18 protein-coding genes are annotated in these 16018 nt (G+C 34.3%); 13 read left to right on the top strand and 5 right to left on the bottom strand.

What is annotated here, in order from left to right; all coding sequences use genetic code 11:
* Positions 1-54: 54 nt before the first annotated feature.
* Positions 55-1587, bottom strand: coding sequence for an FAD-dependent oxidoreductase (locus AC4D4B_RS11890; protein WP_490999997.1), 1533 nt, complete (start codon positions 1585-1587; stop codon positions 55-57).
* A 142-nt stretch (positions 1588-1729) separates the two neighbouring features.
* On the opposite strand from AC4D4B_RS11890, the gene AC4D4B_RS11885 reads away from it, so the two are divergent.
* The 4 genes from AC4D4B_RS11885 to AC4D4B_RS11870 all read left to right on the top strand — a co-directional run bounded on the left by AC4D4B_RS11885 (position 1730) and on the right by AC4D4B_RS11870 (position 3780).
* Positions 1730-2203: a DUF2243 domain-containing protein gene (locus tag AC4D4B_RS11885; RefSeq protein ID WP_490999996.1), complete on the top strand. Its 474-nt coding sequence runs from the start codon at positions 1730-1732 to the stop codon at positions 2201-2203.
* The gene (locus AC4D4B_RS11880; protein ID WP_490995744.1) at positions 2196-2654 is read left to right on the top strand and encodes a hypothetical protein; all 459 of its coding nucleotides are present in this window, start codon (positions 2196-2198) and stop codon (positions 2652-2654) included. The genes AC4D4B_RS11885 and AC4D4B_RS11880 overlap by 8 nt, the downstream gene beginning before the upstream one ends.
* Positions 2655-2755: 101 nt before the next feature.
* Positions 2756-3553: a type II toxin-antitoxin system SpoIISA family toxin gene (locus AC4D4B_RS11875; RefSeq protein WP_490995743.1), complete on the top strand. Its 798-nt coding sequence runs from the start codon at positions 2756-2758 to the stop codon at positions 3551-3553.
* Positions 3554-3606: 53 nt separating this feature from the next.
* Entirely contained in the window at positions 3607-3780 is a 174-nt protein-coding gene (locus AC4D4B_RS11870; protein ID WP_490999995.1) for a hypothetical protein, read from the top strand.
* Between the two features lie 315 nt (positions 3781-4095).
* On the opposite strand, the gene trhA is transcribed toward AC4D4B_RS11870, so the two are convergent.
* Entirely contained in the window at positions 4096-4746 is a 651-nt protein-coding gene (gene trhA / locus AC4D4B_RS11865) for a PAQR family membrane homeostasis protein TrhA (protein WP_490999994.1), read from the bottom strand.
* A gap of 458 nt (positions 4747-5204) precedes the next feature.
* Between trhA and AC4D4B_RS11860 the strand changes: the two genes are divergently transcribed.
* A complete protein-coding gene (locus AC4D4B_RS11860; protein WP_490999993.1) occupies positions 5205-6083 on the top strand; it encodes a Cof-type HAD-IIB family hydrolase in 879 nt (292 codons plus the stop codon).
* A gap of 256 nt (positions 6084-6339) precedes the next feature.
* Positions 6340-6777 carry a GNAT family N-acetyltransferase gene (locus AC4D4B_RS11855; protein ID WP_490999992.1) on the top strand — a complete coding sequence of 146 codons (438 nt, stop codon included), beginning with the start codon at positions 6340-6342 and terminating at the stop codon, positions 6775-6777.
* A 288-nt stretch (positions 6778-7065) separates the two neighbouring features.
* On the opposite strand, the gene AC4D4B_RS11850 is transcribed toward AC4D4B_RS11855, so the two are convergent.
* Positions 7066-7440: a YuzC family spore coat inner layer protein gene (locus AC4D4B_RS11850; RefSeq protein WP_490995737.1), complete on the bottom strand. Its 375-nt coding sequence runs from the start codon at positions 7438-7440 to the stop codon at positions 7066-7068.
* Between the two features lie 451 nt (positions 7441-7891).
* Here AC4D4B_RS11850 and AC4D4B_RS11845 point away from each other — a divergent pair, with 451 nt between their 5' ends.
* The 3 genes from AC4D4B_RS11845 (at position 7892) to AC4D4B_RS11835 (ending at position 12034) form a co-directional block, all read left to right on the top strand.
* The gene (locus AC4D4B_RS11845; protein WP_490996018.1) at positions 7892-9274 is read left to right on the top strand and encodes a DHA2 family efflux MFS transporter permease subunit; all 1383 of its coding nucleotides are present in this window, start codon (positions 7892-7894) and stop codon (positions 9272-9274) included.
* A gap of 292 nt (positions 9275-9566) precedes the next feature.
* Positions 9567-11012 (top strand): UDP-N-acetylmuramoyl-L-alanyl-D-glutamate--2,6-diaminopimelate ligase, encoded by a 1446-nt coding sequence (locus tag AC4D4B_RS11840; protein ID WP_490999991.1) that lies wholly within the window; start codon positions 9567-9569, stop codon positions 11010-11012.
* Between the two features lie 167 nt (positions 11013-11179).
* On the top strand, positions 11180-12034 hold the full coding sequence (locus AC4D4B_RS11835; RefSeq protein WP_490999990.1) for a DegV family protein: 855 nt from the start codon (positions 11180-11182) through the stop codon (positions 12032-12034).
* 57 nt (positions 12035-12091) lie between these two features.
* Here AC4D4B_RS11835 and AC4D4B_RS11830 read toward each other — a convergent pair whose 3' ends face one another.
* Positions 12092-12808, bottom strand: a complete 717-nt coding sequence (locus AC4D4B_RS11830) for a DUF6612 family protein (RefSeq protein ID WP_490999989.1) — start codon at positions 12806-12808, stop codon at positions 12092-12094.
* 12 nt (positions 12809-12820) lie between these two features.
* A complete protein-coding gene (locus AC4D4B_RS11825; RefSeq protein WP_490999988.1) occupies positions 12821-12979 on the bottom strand; it encodes a hypothetical protein in 159 nt (52 codons plus the stop codon).
* A 201-nt stretch (positions 12980-13180) separates the two neighbouring features.
* Here AC4D4B_RS11825 and AC4D4B_RS11820 point away from each other — a divergent pair, with 201 nt between their 5' ends.
* The 4 genes from AC4D4B_RS11820 to AC4D4B_RS11805 all read left to right on the top strand — a co-directional run bounded on the left by AC4D4B_RS11820 (position 13181) and on the right by AC4D4B_RS11805 (position 15751).
* The gene (locus tag AC4D4B_RS11820) at positions 13181-13675 is read left to right on the top strand and encodes a hypothetical protein (protein ID WP_490999987.1); all 495 of its coding nucleotides are present in this window, start codon (positions 13181-13183) and stop codon (positions 13673-13675) included.
* Positions 13676-13826: 151 nt separating this feature from the next.
* Complete coding sequence (locus AC4D4B_RS11815; RefSeq protein WP_490999986.1) at positions 13827-14279, top strand: hypothetical protein; 453 nt, start codon at positions 13827-13829, stop codon at positions 14277-14279.
* Positions 14280-14417: 138 nt separating this feature from the next.
* Positions 14418-15344 carry an NPCBM/NEW2 domain-containing protein gene (locus AC4D4B_RS11810; protein ID WP_490999985.1) on the top strand — a complete coding sequence of 309 codons (927 nt, stop codon included), beginning with the start codon at positions 14418-14420 and terminating at the stop codon, positions 15342-15344.
* Between the two features lie 236 nt (positions 15345-15580).
* Positions 15581-15751, top strand: coding sequence for a hypothetical protein (locus tag AC4D4B_RS11805; RefSeq protein ID WP_490999984.1), 171 nt, complete (start codon positions 15581-15583; stop codon positions 15749-15751).
* The last annotated feature ends 267 nt before the right edge of the window (positions 15752-16018 follow it).

The raw sequence follows: 16018 nt of genomic DNA, 5'->3' as shown, positions 1-16018 counted from the left end.
TTTTAAAACTCAAAGGAAGTATAGATGGAATTTAGGATCTCGTTTCCCAATCTATTAATTCAACCGTTCCAACGGTTTAACTGCTGGGCCTTCTATGACTTCCCCGTTGGATGCAAAGCGGGATCCATGACATGGGCAATCCCAGGAGCGTTCTCCATTATTCCATTTCACTTCACACCCCATATGGGTGCAGGTAGTATCTACTACACAAACGTTACCTGTATGGTCGCGATAGGCACCGGCTCTTTTACCATTAAAGGTAACGATACTGCCTTCATCGGGTTTAAGTTCATCAGGACTGATATCTTTATCAGCAAGTTTTCCTTTAATTAATTCTTTTGCTACATTTATATTTTCTTTTATGAATTTACCGGCAGATTGTATATGTGTTTCTGAACGAGTAGGGGTAAACAGATCAAAATATGGATTTTCTTTTCCACGTACTAAATCAGTTAAAATTAGAGCAGCGACAGCTCCGTTCGACATTCCCCATTTCCCAAAACCAGTTGCAACAAAAATATGATCCTTCATAGAAGAATATGGACCAATATAAGGGACATGATCCAATGTTTCTAAATCCTGTGCTGACCATCTGTATGGAAGGTCATTGACTGTGTAATACTTTTCGGCAAAATCCTTTAGTGCTTCATAATGCTTAAATGGATTTTCACTTTGACCGGTTTTATGACTTTCTCCGCCGAATAATACCAGAGTTTTATCCCCATCTTTTGTATGGCGGATAGAGCGTGTAGGCTGGTCCGCACTAATATACATTCCATCTGGAAGGTCTTCCTTGATTTCAGCGGCAACAATGTAAGAACGTTTAGGGCTCAGGCGAGAGAAGTACAGTCCCTGCATATCATAGAATGGATAATGGGAAGCAATCACAACTTTATTGCAATAAATGGTATGTCCATTCTTCACTTTAATCTGAACAGGTCCTTTATCGTCATCTTCAATAGCTTCTACTGGCGATTGTTCAAATACTTGTCCGCCTTTTTTTATAATCAGGTTTAAAATATGGCCTAAAAATTTAACTGGATGAAATTGTGCTTGATTAGGCATAATAATGGCATTTTTGATTGGATAAGGCAAAGGTAATTGTTCGACAAGTTTACCTGGAATGTCTAGTTTTTGATAAGCTTCGAACTCTGACTTGATTTTCTTTTCAAATGTTTCAGTTTCTGCGTAAAGGATGGCATCCTGCTCTTCATAATCACAATCAATCTCTTCTTCTTTGTAGAGAGAATGGATAAATTCAAGGCCATCCATATTTGCCTGATAGTATAGCTTTGCTTTTTCTTCACCTACCGTGCTAATCAGTTTGTCATAAATCAAACCATGCTGGGCGGTTATTTTTGCTGTTGTATGGCCTGTTGTTCCATTCATCACTTCGCTTGCCTCAACTAATGCAACCTTTACTCCTTTGCTGGCCAATTGATAAGCCGTTAAGATACCGACTATTCCAGCTCCAACTATAACAACATCTGTTTCTAAATCATTTTGTAGCTTATTAAATTTTAGTCCTTCATGATTCTGCATGAACTTCGTCCAATATGAACTCGATTGATTTGGTAATTGATTCATTTTAACCCCTCCGGTTTTTCCAATATAGTATATAGATACCCATGTTTTGTTAAAAAAATCAGCTAATCATGATAAACGAGTTGTTTACGAAGAAGACTGATTGGATATTAAGTAAAAAAATGGGTGATGGAGGGGATTTTGATTGAGGAATCAAACTAAAAAGAAATTATTAGTAATAGGGAGCTTTCTGCTGGGATTCGGCTTCATGGGGGCTATGGATGGGATTATTTTTCATCAACTTTTACAATGGCATAGTGTGGTGATGGAAACGAGTCGCTCAGGCCAAATCATAAGTGATGGAATCTTTCATTTTGCGGTGACGATCGCTTTGGTTGCAGGGGGCTTTATTTTATGGCTTGCAGGTAACCCATCAGACCAAAATCGGGGCATCAAAAAGGTTATTGGTTGGTTTTTAATTGGCTCAGGTTTATTCAATGTGTTGGAAGGAATTATTAATCATCATATCCTTCAGATTCATAGGGTAAAACCAGGTGATCCAAATGCTTTATTTTATGATATAGCGTTTCTGATAGTGGGAGGTATTTTATTTTTTATTGGTCTTTTATTGAAAAAAAGTGCCTCCAGAAATAAGGGTGGGGAAGAGATTCATGTATAGAATAATTAGCTTTATTATTATCGCTGGTTTTGTATCCATCATGCTGTATTTTCATCAACAAAGCAGCCATTTCGGCAAAGATGCTCATGCGGGGCATACCGGAAAACATGATGGATTAGAAATAAGCAATATAAGTGAAGGGGAAATCCCGGAAATCAATGGGTGGATCAAGCAGGATCAAACAGGGAGTTGGATGCTGAAAATAAACACAAAAGACTTTTCCTTTAAACCTGAAAAACTTGGTTCAAATGACCAACAAATCAACGAGGGACATGCTCATCTATATATAAATGGAGATAAAAAGAATAGAATTTATGGTCAATATTATGATTTAGGAACACTTAAACCAGGGGTGTACAAGGTGAAGGTTACATTAAATACCAATAATCATAAAGTACTAATGTATAACGGTAAGGAGATTGCCTATCACTATAAACTAAAGGTGAAATAGATCACAAACATTCATCCGACAATTCAGAAGATATACCTATATGGTAATATGGGATTAAATGGTATGATTATTCATATAAACGATTATCGATGGAGGATGAAATGTTTGGAAAAATTTATATTGCTATTCTAGTATGTTTTTCTCTCGTTTCTTGTATGATGGCCATCGTAAAACCTTCCATATTTGACTTGCATTTAAAAAATTTCCGCCGAAGCCTTTATACGTTATTTGTGATTTGCCTCGGGATCGGCATTATTGCAGGCGGAATAAATATAACCAACTGGACATATATATTAAGCTTAACTGCAATCGTGGTTTTTATTGATTTATCTGTTCTTTTAACACCAAGCATTTTAAAGATATGGCAGGCAGAGTTTATAACAGGGTCTGAATTTCTTGAAGCTACTATAAAGGAAAATGAAAAGATTCAACGAGCGACGGTAACAAAGGTAGAGCATATGTCCGTATTAGTACAGGATGCTATCTATTATTTTGAGCAAAAGCCTGTTCCTGAAAACGGAGAAGAATATGAGAGTGAATTAAAGAAATATCTTGCCCTGTATGGTGATGAATTTGGTTTGTCAGTAGATATCAATCAATACGAAGCGGACGAATCGATGGACTTAGATATATCCGTCAGGGAGAGAATTAAACAGAAGCTTATCAGGATTGATCATATACATAATTTCGATTTTAATCAGCAGCTTTTACAGAGCTTTACGGATTCGATTTTCAATTTAGAGGTTATCACTCTCGAAGATCACGATGCTTTGTTAATTCCTATCCATTTACAAATGTATAATTTTATTATTGTTTTAAAGAAAGACAAGGGCATCCCCATTGAAGTGGATGGTGTTCATATTGCTAATTTAGTTCACATTTATGATTCGTTTATGTAAAACTTTGGTATAATAAGGGTATAAAAGATAAGGAAGAGAGGAGTAAGATGGCTATGAGGCGTAGGAGAAATAACATTCAGTCTGAAGAATCCGCTGAAATAATGGAGAAAAACTCTCAGGCAGGTCCAAAAATCACCCATCTCTCTGATAAATCAGTCAGTAAGCAGACAAAGAAAGTAAAAGAAATGAATAAAAAGGCATTGGCTTATATATACTCGGTAAAATAACAAAGTTATGGAACTTTGTTATTTTTTTTGTATTGCTTTTTCGTTTTATAACATAAGCTATAACAATAAGCACATGTTAGGGAGCGAAAAATATGACATCTAAGAATGTAACAGAACAATCAGGAAAAAATAGAAGGTACACAGTTTTGGGTAATAAGGCATTACGAGTTAGTAAAATGAATCAAGAAGCCATTAGGGTTTTAAAAAAACTTCGAGGCAGGTTTGGATAAAAGAAGAGACTTTAGGCTAAATAGAACATTCGTTAAAGATAAAAAAGACAGCTTCCGAATAGGGAAAGCTGCCTTGAATATGTGATTATTTATCCCATGGGAGTAAATAGAAGAGTATACAGAAGAAAAGCATAACACTCCCGGCGATAACGAAAAGATGCCAAACGGCATGATGGAATTTGAAGCCTCTCCATACATAAAAGATAGCACCCACCGTATATAGAATACCTCCAGTAACTAATAAAATCATTCCATTTGGCTCAAGAAAGTTGACCAATGGTTTCCATGCGAAGACAATCATCCAACCCATAACTATGTATAGGAGTGTTGATACAATCATATATTTTTTAACAAAAAATGATTTAAAAACTGTTCCCCCAACAGCGATTCCCCAGACAATACCGAATAAAGTCCAACGTGTCCAACCGTCCAATACAATAAAACAAAATGGTGTGTACGTACCTGCTATAAAAAAATAGATAGCTGAATGGTCGAATATTTCAAATACATTTTTAGCTTTGCCATGAGGCAAGCTATGCAAAAGAGTGGAACACAGATACATAAGAAGCATGGTTATCCCAAATATAGTAAAACTGACGATATGCCAAGCGGTACCATATATAGAAGAATAGAAAACCAGCAGAACCAGGGCTGCTATGCTTAAAATTACACCTAAGCCATGGGTAATTGCATTTGCGATTTCTTCCCCTTTACTATAAACATGAATGTCCTTCATTAAATTTCCTTCTTTCTAGTACAATATGAATTATTATCATTAGTATAATGCAATATCATTAGTTTGTAAATATTAACACTCTATATTGTTGTTATAATATTATGTTATATAGTTTCAATAACTACTTAATATCCTTTTTATGTTTTTTATGTAGAGAGAATAGAAAAGGCTATATTGACAGATTATATAAAAGTTTATTTGTAAATTTACATTTGATCAAGAAAAGGAAATCAGTTATCGAGGTTTCCTTTTTTCTAAATTTATTTACGTAGGCTTGTTAAAAGATAGATTTTGCATACCAAAACTCACATTATTTCTTCTAATGCTTGTTGCTTAATTATTCGATAGAAATCATTATTTTTACAATTATAAAAATGGGTGCCTTCTACGAATTTGATGAATATAATAGTATACTAGTATGGTATTTAATTAGGTTATAGTAAAAGGAATGATAGATATTGAAATTAATCGCAACAGACATGGATGGGACTTTGTTGAATGAAAAGGGTCGTATCAGTAACGAGAATATAATTGCAATTGAGAAAGCCCAAGAGGAAGGGATTCAGGTAGTAATTGTTACGGGAAGACCATACAGTTATGCTTTAATGCCATTGGAATTAGCTGGATTGTCTTGTCCAATCATTGCATTAAACGGAGCTGAAATAAGAGATGAACAGGGAGAAGTATTAAAAAAACTCCCATTACAAAAAGAATGGTGCCGCTCTATTCAAAATGTACTGGAAAATAAAAACGTATATATCGAGTTTTTTACTAATGTTGGAGTTTTTTCTAAAAGTATGGAACAGTATATTGATATTAGAATGCAATTAAAAATGGAGAGATTCCCAAATGCCGATGAGGCTCTAATGCTAGAGGATGTTAGAAGAAGAGCGGAGGAACGATTTAAATTTGAACATTGCCAATTTGTAGATAACTTTGATGGTATATACCAGAATGAAGAATTGATTATCTATAAGATTTTAGTATTATCAGCTGATATGGATGCATTGGCACGTATAAATAGCGAGTTAGCCGGTCAAACAGAGTATATCATTACCTCTTCGGAGCGCGGAAACATAGAATTTAATCATCCAAAAGCCCAGAAAGGAACATCCTTAAAGATATTGGCTGATCAATTTAATATTGAGATGAAGGATGTTATGGCACTTGGTGACCATTTAAATGATGTTTCCATGCTTCAGCTGGCTGGACGTGGAGTAGCCATGGGAAATGCTTCTAATGAGGTGAAAGAACTTTGCCACTATCATACTAAAACGAATGTGGAACATGGTGTTGCTTGTGCGATTGAAGAAGTCCTTGCAATACGGCAAGGTTAAGGTATTTGCTCCACCATTAATGAGTTTAATTCTAACCAGCTCACACTTTATATGTGATACATGATTTTCTGCTGATTCTAACGTGATAGGTCTATTAATTTTTAGTTGTTATCATCCGTATATACATTCATTTCGTTTATAGAAATATGTAAAACAATAGCGAAATGGAATGGTTGGTGTATAATGGTAACGGAGCTGACTCCGTAAAATTTTGCAGGGTTATAATTGATTTAGTTATAACCTCAGGAGGAAAAACATGACGATAATCACAGAAAATATTATGGAATTGATTACGGTTGACCAGTGGGATGATGCCTATTCAATTATGAAGCAATTACGTACTGATTTGGATAAGCATTCGTATTTAGAATTAATGAATCAAATGCGTAAAGAAGGGTACAGGCTTTTTGCGTTGTTTTTAGGTGAAGAAGTGGTAGCTGTAATTGGTGTTAGTTCTCGTGTAAACTTCTATAATAAACGTCATATCATTGTTCATGATTTGGTAACAACTGAAAGTAAACGTTCGAGAGGATATGGGGAAAAGCTGCTTGTTTTTATCCATGAATGGGCTAAGCAAAATGGTGCGAATTATGTAGCGTTGGAATCTGCTCTTCCACGCACGGATGCTCATCGTTTCTATGAAGAAAAGTTGGGCTACGATAAATGGTGTTACTCCTTTCGTAAAAAGCTGTAATAAATGATGTCAGATCTTGCGGAATGCCCTTCTTTCGGCATACAAGGTGCAAGCTTTGCATATTTTCATTTTTTTGCCTTTATCATTTTGATATTTGCGCAAATCTTTATCTTTCTTTTTGCAAATGGAGCATTTATTAAAAAAAGTGAACATACAAGATTTCTCCTTTAGGAATATAGTATAAAATAATAGTAGCATAGAACTATCCGTATGATAATGAATAACAAAAAATCCGAAGAAATGTTGTTAAATCAGCATTTCTTCGGATTTTTTATGTTGTCTAATGACTTAAAATGCTTCATGCCACAGCATGGTTATGGTTAAGGCGCTGCTCGAGTCATTTGGGTTGCCTGGGAATAATTTAATTAATATGGCTCCTGGTGTAAAGACTACCTCTGGGCGATGCTTTAAAGGTAAACTGTTCAGCATTCTTAAGATTTCATTTTTTTGCCCTTGCTGAGCATACGTCATTATTTGTCTTGAAAACTGAGGGTTGTTTTGGATGTGGTTAGTTATGGTGTAGGCATCATTTATAAGCTCCTTGGCGACGCCAGCTGAATTAATAAATATTACTGGTTGTACTGGAGGAAGCTGACGATCATAATTTTGGTAATTATTATGGTAACCAGGGTGCATGTTATTCATGTCATATGGATTATTCATATTCCTATCTCCTTTTATTAAATAAATTATAAATGTCTGGATGGTCTATAGTATTCATACCTATGAAGCGGACAGGCGATCGGTGAATCCTTGGATATGTAAGGAAAAGATGTTCAGGGTAGTTAATTATAGGGTTAAATGAGCTTTTACTTATCTAATTACTACTAATTACTACTTGTTTTATTCGAATTTAGTAGGGTCTTTAACTTTGGCAACCTGTATAAGCAGGTTGTCTTTTAATTCAAGAAAAAAATACCACCTATAATCTGCTTTATATAAGGCATGATATATCAGAAAAATATAGGAGTATCTATATAGACATATAGATGATCTAGCAGATGAACTAAGTATAGGTGAATTAGAAGCTTTTTGATGTGAAGTTATAGGAGGTATTTCATTGAATGTTGGAAAAGTGAACTTAGAAGAGAAAAAGGCGTTCAGAGCTGTACCAATGATGGCAGTATTGGCAGTTGCAGCATTCATTGGTTTATTCAGTGAAACAGCGTTAAATTTGGCTCTAATTAATATTATGCATGACTTTAATATAGAAGCTTCAACAGCACAATGGCTAACCACAGGATATTTATTGACATTGGGAATTTTGGTACCAGTTTCGGCCATCTTAATCCAAACGTTTACGACCAGGCAACTGTTTTTTTTCTCTCTGGCTATGGGGATTTTGGGCACATTAATCGGTGGACTTGCTCCTTCATTTCCTATCTTGGTTTCGGCGCGAGTCATCCAGGCCATTGGAACAGCTATTCTTTTACCCTTAATGACTAATTGCACGCTTATTATTTTTCCTCCGCATAAACGTGGGTTAGTGATGGGATTAATGGGGCTTGTTATCATGTCTGCTCCTGCATTTGGACCAACCTTCTCTGGAATCATTGTAGACCAGTTAAGTTGGCACTGGATTTTTTGGACATGTTTGCCAATATTATTGCTTTCCTTGGGTGCTGGGATATTTTTTATGAAAAATGTTACAAAACTAACCAAGCCAAAAATCGATATAAGGTCAGTAATACTTTCCTCAATTGGGTTTGGCGGGATTGTTTTCGGATTTAGTGCTGCCGGAGAGGGCGGGGGTGGATGGGGAGAAGCGCATGTGTTACTCCCTATTGGAATCGGTCTATTTTTCTTGATATTGTTCTCCTTCCGTCAAATTTATACTGATAATCCTATGATTAATTTGCGCGTCTTCACTTACCCGATGTTTTCCCTTGGTGTATCATTGGTTTTTTTAGCTATGTTAATGATTTTATCGAATGCCATTTTATTACCGATGTATTTAAAAGGAGGACTACTATTATCGGCATTTACAGCTGGTTTAACGCTTTTGCCTGGTGGGGTAATGAATGGGATTATGTCCCCAATTAACGGAAAATTAATGGATAAATATGGGGCGAGGTGGTTGGTGGTTATTGGGTTTGTATTAACTAGTATAGCGAGTATTTTATTTTTACAAATCACAGCTGATACTCCTTTGTCGACAATTATTATAATGCACGTTTGCTTATCAATTGGCATTGCCTTTATCATGATGCCTTCACAGACAAATGGCTTAAATCAATTACCCAAAAAATATTATCCTGATGGGACCGCTGTCATGAGCACGCTTCAGCAAATTGCTGGAGCTATTGGAACTGCATTGGCTATTACCTTTATGACAATGGGGCAAAATTCATATTTAAATGAAGTAGGGAGTAATCCTAATTCAGAGGTTCTTATGGAAGCTCTCATTTACGGTGTGAAAAAAGGGTATATTCTGATAATGGTTGCGTCATTTACCGGGTTATTATTGTCTTTATTTCTGAAAAGAGTGAAAGTATAAAAAAACTCCTTAGTTGATTAAGGAGTTTTCTTTTTGGGTAAATAGGCCTGTTTTTTTGAAATAACTGTATATATTTAAGTAAAAATAATCAAAAAGTGTAAAAAGGTTTATAAGTTTGTAAATAGAGGAATTTAGGTATAGGTATTGTTCTGTTTGTATAATATGAAAGCTAATACAAAACATATAACTAACTATCTTTTATACAGATAGCATTCGGAAAAGATAATGAATTACCATAGAATACCACAGAAAATATAAAAAGAAACAGAAGAACATAAGGGGTTGCTAAGACTTGAAGCTTAAAAATTTGTTGAGTGATATCGCTAACGTGTCAGATAAAGATAGAGAAATATATATTACAGGGATTGCTAATAATTCATTGGATGTAAAAGAGGGATTCATATTTGTAGCCATTACAGGATTTCAGGTGGACGGGCATACGTATATTGAGAAGGCAATTGAAGCAGGAGCAAGAGTTATAATCGGCGAAAAAGAAATCACTGATTTATCGGTCCCATATATTAGGGTTGAAAATAGCCGTGCTATCCTGGCTGAGTTGGCTAAACGTTTTTATCCAATGCAAGCAAATCGAACAATCATTGGAATAACAGGTACAAATGGAAAAACCACTACTTCTTTTATGTTGAAACATATCCTTGAAGCCTATGGTAAATCCTGTTCTTTATTTGGTTCGGTTTATAATTATATAAATGGTGAAAAATCTACACCATCTGTAAATACAACGATGGATGCATTGCAATTACAAAAAGAATTATCAAGAAGTAAAGATGAAATTGTCATTATGGAAGTGTCTTCACACGCACTGTCTCAATTTAGGGTGAAAGGGATTAGCTATGATTATGCCCTCTTTACGAACTTAGACCATGATCATTTGGATTATCATAAGGATATGGACGATTATTTTTCCGTAAAAGCACAGCTTTTCGCTCAATTAAAGCCAGATGGTGCTGCTGTAATTAATACGAATAATAGATGGGGCAGTAAACTGGAAAGACGGTTGTGCGGTACTAATGACCAAATTTCTTGTGTAGGAAATAAAGGAACTGATTTATATATCCAACAAAATAAAACGGGTGATATACATTTTGTATATAAAAATAGAGAAATCTATCCTATAAGGCTTTCTATTAAGGGAAAACATAATATCCAAAATGCGGCGCTTGCATTTCTAACAGCAAGAAATATGGGTGTACCAGGTGAAGTAATAATTGATGCACTGCAATCATTTCCTGGCGTGCCGGGAAGATTTGAAGTAGTGAATCATCCGACAGGTGCACAGTTAATTGTAGATTATGCTCATACTTGCGATGCTTTTGCACAATGTCTTAAAACCGGAAGAGAAATGGGGGCAAAGCGCATCATTCATATATTTGGATTTAGGGGAAATCGCGATGTGACAAAGAGACGTGGTATGGTTGAAATCTCGGAAAAGCACAGTGATTTATGTATTTTAACGTTGGATGATTTAGGGACGGAATCTTTTGAGGGGATGATAGAAGCACTCCATGATTTAAAGCCGGCTGCTAAAGGGAAGGTCATACCGGATCGTACGTCGGCAATCGAATATGCCTGGAAAATCGCAAAAGAGGGCGACTGGATTTTTATTACGGGAAAAGGTAATGAAGTGTATAAAAATACGTATCTTTTACCGACTAATTCCGACATAGATACATTAGCTTATCTTTCAAAAGAGGAAGAAACAGTTAAGGTAATTTGAGCCTTGGCTGCAAAATTTGTTGAATAAATAATAATAAAGTCGAATTTCCAAGAAAACGTTTGACTATAGTAAGTAGTTAAATTATATTAAGTATGTAGTAATGATTACTACATACTATTTTTAATATAAAATTGGTCATACCATTTTGTTTAAAAGGGGAAGAGGGAATGAAACAAGAGCCACCAAGAATTGCTTGGATTACAGACACGACATGCACATTAAACGAGGATTTTATTAAAAAGTATCGAATAAATATTATTCCTTTACAAATTGTTATCGATGGAGTTTCATACAAAGAAACAATTGATATTACAGAAAAAGAATTTTACGAAAGAATGGCAAGTGAAAATACCACTTTCCAATCATCACAACCATCAATTGGTGAATTTGTTGAATTATATGAAAAACTGAAAGAAGAGTATGATTATGGAATAGCGTTCCATTGCTCGGGTAAACTATCAGGTACTTTTTCTACATCTGTAATGGCTGCTGAGCAAGTAGGTTTTAAATTGTTTGCAATTGATTCACGTACCGGATCTTACCCTCTTTCTTATTTGATGAAAAAAGGTATAGAGTTATTCGAACAGGGCTTAGATGCTGAAGAAATTGTCAGACAAATTGAAGAAATCAAAATGAATGCAAGGCTTTTTCTTATCCCGTCCAATCTTAATCAGCTCCATAAAAGCGGCCGAGTTTCTGGAAGCCAAAGGCTCATTGCTAACTTGTTTAATATTAAGCCTATTCTTTCTATAGAAACAGAAGGGGCTAAAATTAGAGAAAAAGTTAGAACTGAAAAGAGAGCCATTCATTATATTTTAGATTTATTAAGAGAAGATATAAAAGTATCTAAAGTTAGTAAAATAGTAGTTATCCATGCTGATGACGAAGAAAATGCGCGTAAATTGGAAAAGCAAATAAATGAAGAATTTAACTCCATCCCTACTGAACGAATGCTGTTAGTTCCTGTTGCTGGAGTCCATACAGGAGTAGGAACAATCGGCGTTTCATGGGTATGTGAATAAATAATAAAACTTAAAAAACTAAAGCTCCGCGATAAGGAGCTTTAGTTTTTTTAATAGTTACATACTGGTTGGATCATTTAAATTTATTTCGCTTGGATTATCCAATGCTTCCTTAGGAAGTACGATTTTATCAATTTTATTATAGTCATAGTAGCTAGAATCAATACTTTGTTCTAAAACAAGGGAATTTCCGTTTTCTGACACACCTATATTCATATCAACATTCATGGCCGATGGCAAAAAGGTTTTTTTATCTATAAAAATTTCATATTCGACTTCTTCTAGGGTCATAGATTTCATGGCCTTTTCTAATTCAGGTATATTAGTAGGTAATGATCCTTTTACATATTCATTTAATTTTTCATCATTTCCTGCTAAAGTTAAAACATATTGATCAGCTTCCTGCTCAAAGGTAAAATCATCTGCAAATGATTCTAGATCTTTCAGAGAATCTAATTGATTCGTGCCCGGCTGTAAATTAAGTGCTTTTGCCACTTCTTCATAGTCTGCATTATATTTTCCCCACTTATCCCCCTCGACATCATACATGAAAAATCCTTCATTAGTTAAATATTGTTCGATTTTACCTTCATGTTCTCCGGTTGCCGGATTATTATAATAAACTTCAATCTGTTGGTGTAAGGATAGAGGTTCCTGAATCATTTTAGAGTCTGTCCTTGTTTCTGTGGTCATAACAATTCCATCTGCTTCAGTAGATATCTCTTGCTCTATATCTAATTTAAGACCAAGACTTTTAACTTCAGAAGAAGCCACAACCATTTTTTTTTATACTTCCTTGGCTGTTAGCTCAGATTCACCATTTTTGGTTTCCTCTGCCTTTGCTACCTCATTGCCATCTTTAGATACCGGTGCAGCTTCCTGATTACAAGCAGTTAAAAATAAAATCAAAATAATACTTCCCAAAATAGATACTGACTTCTTCAACATATGTTCCTCCTTGATAATGAATTACTGAAAACAAAGTACATTCTCAGCATACTAAGCAAAGCATTTTATGTATAATTTAATTGCAAGTTTGCAAGTGCTTATCTGAATGGTCAATCGGACTTATGATCAGGAAATGAATTTTTTATGTCGGAGATGATACATAATGAAGAGAGCATATGGAGGTTATTCATACGGGTAATGATCAAATCAACAATAACACAATACCCTAAAATTTGTAAAAAATGCATCCTTATAAAAATAATTAATATTTTGTTTGAATATAATTTTAGCAATATTTATAAGCCAAAAGAACAGAAATTCCTTCCTATACAGGAATCGGATTGGGACAAGTTGAAGAACATAGCTTCAAATTGTGTCCAGATAAATAGGAGACCATATAAGGAGTTTGGTTTCTCACTATTAGGTGCAGGGATATCAGCAATACTCTCTTTGATTGCATTATATAATGGACAGGAAGTTTCATCTTGGATATTAATTACAAACTGGGTAGTAATGATTTGTGCTTTGATATTAGGATCTACACTGTTACTTGTTGATAGAACCCTTAACAAAGCACAAACCAAAAACATTGAGCAAATAATCGAAGAAATGAATCACATTGAAGGAAAATATGATGTTCCTAGTTTCGATGATAATGTATCGTTAAGCTCAATTGACAATACCTCATTGTAGTTGCTCTCGCCAACCAGTGAGGGTCTTTTTGAGATGGTGGAAAATTTACATTATAATCACTTCCTTTTCGTGTACATATATCCAAAAATACTAAAATATGGTACTATTGTTTTTGTGAAATCAACATGTACAACATAAGGGGAGTCTTAAGATGAAGAAGAAAATATTATACGGGGTTAGCTTGGTTCTAGTTTTGATAGTAGCAGTTGTATCTTTTAACATTTACAAGGAATACAAAGACTTTGATTCTTTAAGAACGGTCGTATACGAGGATTATATACCTGTCATAAAAGAAACATCGAAATATCTTGAAGACTATCCATATGGTGAATTAGAAGATAGTTCCGAAGAATTTATGCAAAGTTTAGATAAGAATTTAGAATTACAGCATAAATTTGAACAAGCCAAATTAGATGTGTACAAAGAAGATGTGGAAACTGAAGATGCAGTTAAATTAAAGGACAATGTTCTAGTAGCTATTGATTTATACGAGGGTGTCTTACTTAGTACATATGATGAAGAGAGCATAGACGAATTAAAGAATGATTTCGATTTATTGTCTCATTATATTTCAGAAATGAATGAGATTCTTGAGAACAATTGATAAATATCATGAAAAAGGCGATTACTTTGGTAGTCGTCTTTTTTAGTATAATAATATTCATTTTATTTAAATATTATATTAAAAATATAAAAACGTTTCCGATATATAGATAGTATTAATTATAAAGGGGATGTTTTTGTGAAGAAAAGAAGTATTTTAGTCTTGTTATCTATGGTATTGCTTGTAGGTATATTCTACTCCGGCACACCGGTACAAGCTAAAACATCAGAAAAGCAGTACAAACAACAGATTGATAAGTTAAAGAAACAGGTGAAGTCTAAGGATAAAGAAATCAAATCCTTAAAATCTAAAGTAAATGATCGTGATAAAAAGATTAAAACTAAAGATAAGGATATCAAGTCTTTAAAATCAAAAGTAACAACTAAAGATAAAGACATCACTACTAAGAAAAAACAAATTGCTGATAAAGATAAAGCGATTGTAGCCAAGAATAAAGAAATTACTACACTTAAAGGGCGGGTATTTACTCCAATAGCCTCTCAATTGGTTTATCAAGATAAAACAAAATCTGGGGATATAAAAATCGGTAGTAGTACTGTTCCATCTTTAGTCACCTACAAAGGGGTATATTACAGCCCGGTAAATGCATTGGCATCAATGATGAGTCTTGGAATTAAGTATGATACTAAGCAGAAGAAGTTATTTGTTGGTGAAGGTACAGATGGAGTTATGATGAGCGATATCTTACAAACGTATAATCAGGGTACTGATGTGAATGACGAAATGTCACTGGCAGGCATCACATATAATAAAGGATATAGTTTTCTTACTGGTTCACCAGATTCCTATAGTTTTAATCTACAAGGAAAATATTCAAATATTAGTGGCTTAATAGGTTTAGCAGATCATGAATATTATGATACATTTGTTGATTTCTATGGAGATAATAAATTAATCAAAACAGTTGATATAAAAGAAGGGGAACTACCTCAAAATATCAGTATAAACGTTAAAGGGGTCAAAAAGTTTGATATAAGATTCCGTAGTGGTGGAGACCATAGTAATTATAGAGTCATTAATTTTGTAAATGTAAAAATTAAATAATATCTTAAGTATAGAAAAATAATTGTTATTACGACGATTCTTAATTGGGTCGTCTTTTTTGTTGTCTTCTTTACCGAAAGGAGTTGATTAGAATGCTATACGCAATCGCAGCTACTTTGATTATCATAGCTTGTTTAATTTACATTTTTTGTATCTCTTCATGCAAATATCCCTAATTGTTACTGACTATTACCTATGTCACAATAGTGTTCAAATACATCAAGGGGTAACAAAAATTGGAAAAGGGCAAGAGTAAGGGGAAGAGCAAAAGTAAGAAAAAAAGACTTGATGAATATAAGATTGTTGAGAAATATAATACTGAAACGGATTTGACATTCAAAGACATACTTACGAGTAAAGAGTTTGTGGATTTTTATTACAAACTGTTAATTAAATACAGTAAATAATTTGTTCAACCACATTATAAAATGTGGTTATTTTTATGCAATCAAAAAGGACTGTCTCCTCCCGTTAAGAAAGGACAGTCCTTTTTTGGTATTGCTACCAATTCCATTATACCCAAAGGAGTTGGTAGGTGAAACATTAATTATTAAGGATGTGATATCTATTGAAAGGAAGTACTAAAATGATGAGGCCAATGACTCCCGTAGAAATTATAGTAACCTACCTAAGTATTGGTTGAGCATTCTTCATGTTATCCAACCCTGATGCTC

The sequence above is a fragment of the Pradoshia sp. Z6_59 genome (assembly GCF_058267515.1).
This window is presented reverse-complemented; position numbering and strand designations above follow the sequence as displayed.

Coding starts and splice junctions, on each gene's coding strand:
- AC4D4B_RS11820 (WP_490999987.1), top strand. CDS start 13,181: ATGATCAAATCAACAATAACACAATACCCTAAAATTTGTAAAAAATGC.
- AC4D4B_RS11855 (WP_490999992.1), top strand. CDS start 6,340: ATGACGATAATCACAGAAAATATTATGGAATTGATTACGGTTGACCAG.
- AC4D4B_RS11850 (WP_490995737.1), bottom strand. CDS start 7,440: ATGAATAATCCATATGACATGAATAACATGCACCCTGGTTACCATAAT.
- AC4D4B_RS11875 (WP_490995743.1), top strand. CDS start 2,756: ATGTTTGGAAAAATTTATATTGCTATTCTAGTATGTTTTTCTCTCGTT.
- AC4D4B_RS11845 (WP_490996018.1), top strand. CDS start 7,892: ATGATGGCAGTATTGGCAGTTGCAGCATTCATTGGTTTATTCAGTGAA.
- AC4D4B_RS11815 (WP_490999986.1), top strand. CDS start 13,827: ATGAAGAAGAAAATATTATACGGGGTTAGCTTGGTTCTAGTTTTGATA.
- AC4D4B_RS11835 (WP_490999990.1), top strand. CDS start 11,180: ATGAAACAAGAGCCACCAAGAATTGCTTGGATTACAGACACGACATGC.
- AC4D4B_RS11880 (WP_490995744.1), top strand. CDS start 2,196: ATGTATAGAATAATTAGCTTTATTATTATCGCTGGTTTTGTATCCATC.
- AC4D4B_RS11870 (WP_490999995.1), top strand. CDS start 3,607: ATGAGGCGTAGGAGAAATAACATTCAGTCTGAAGAATCCGCTGAAATA.
- trhA (WP_490999994.1), bottom strand. CDS start 4,746: ATGAAGGACATTCATGTTTATAGTAAAGGGGAAGAAATCGCAAATGCA.
- AC4D4B_RS11890 (WP_490999997.1), bottom strand. CDS start 1,587: ATGAATCAATTACCAAATCAATCGAGTTCATATTGGACGAAGTTCATG.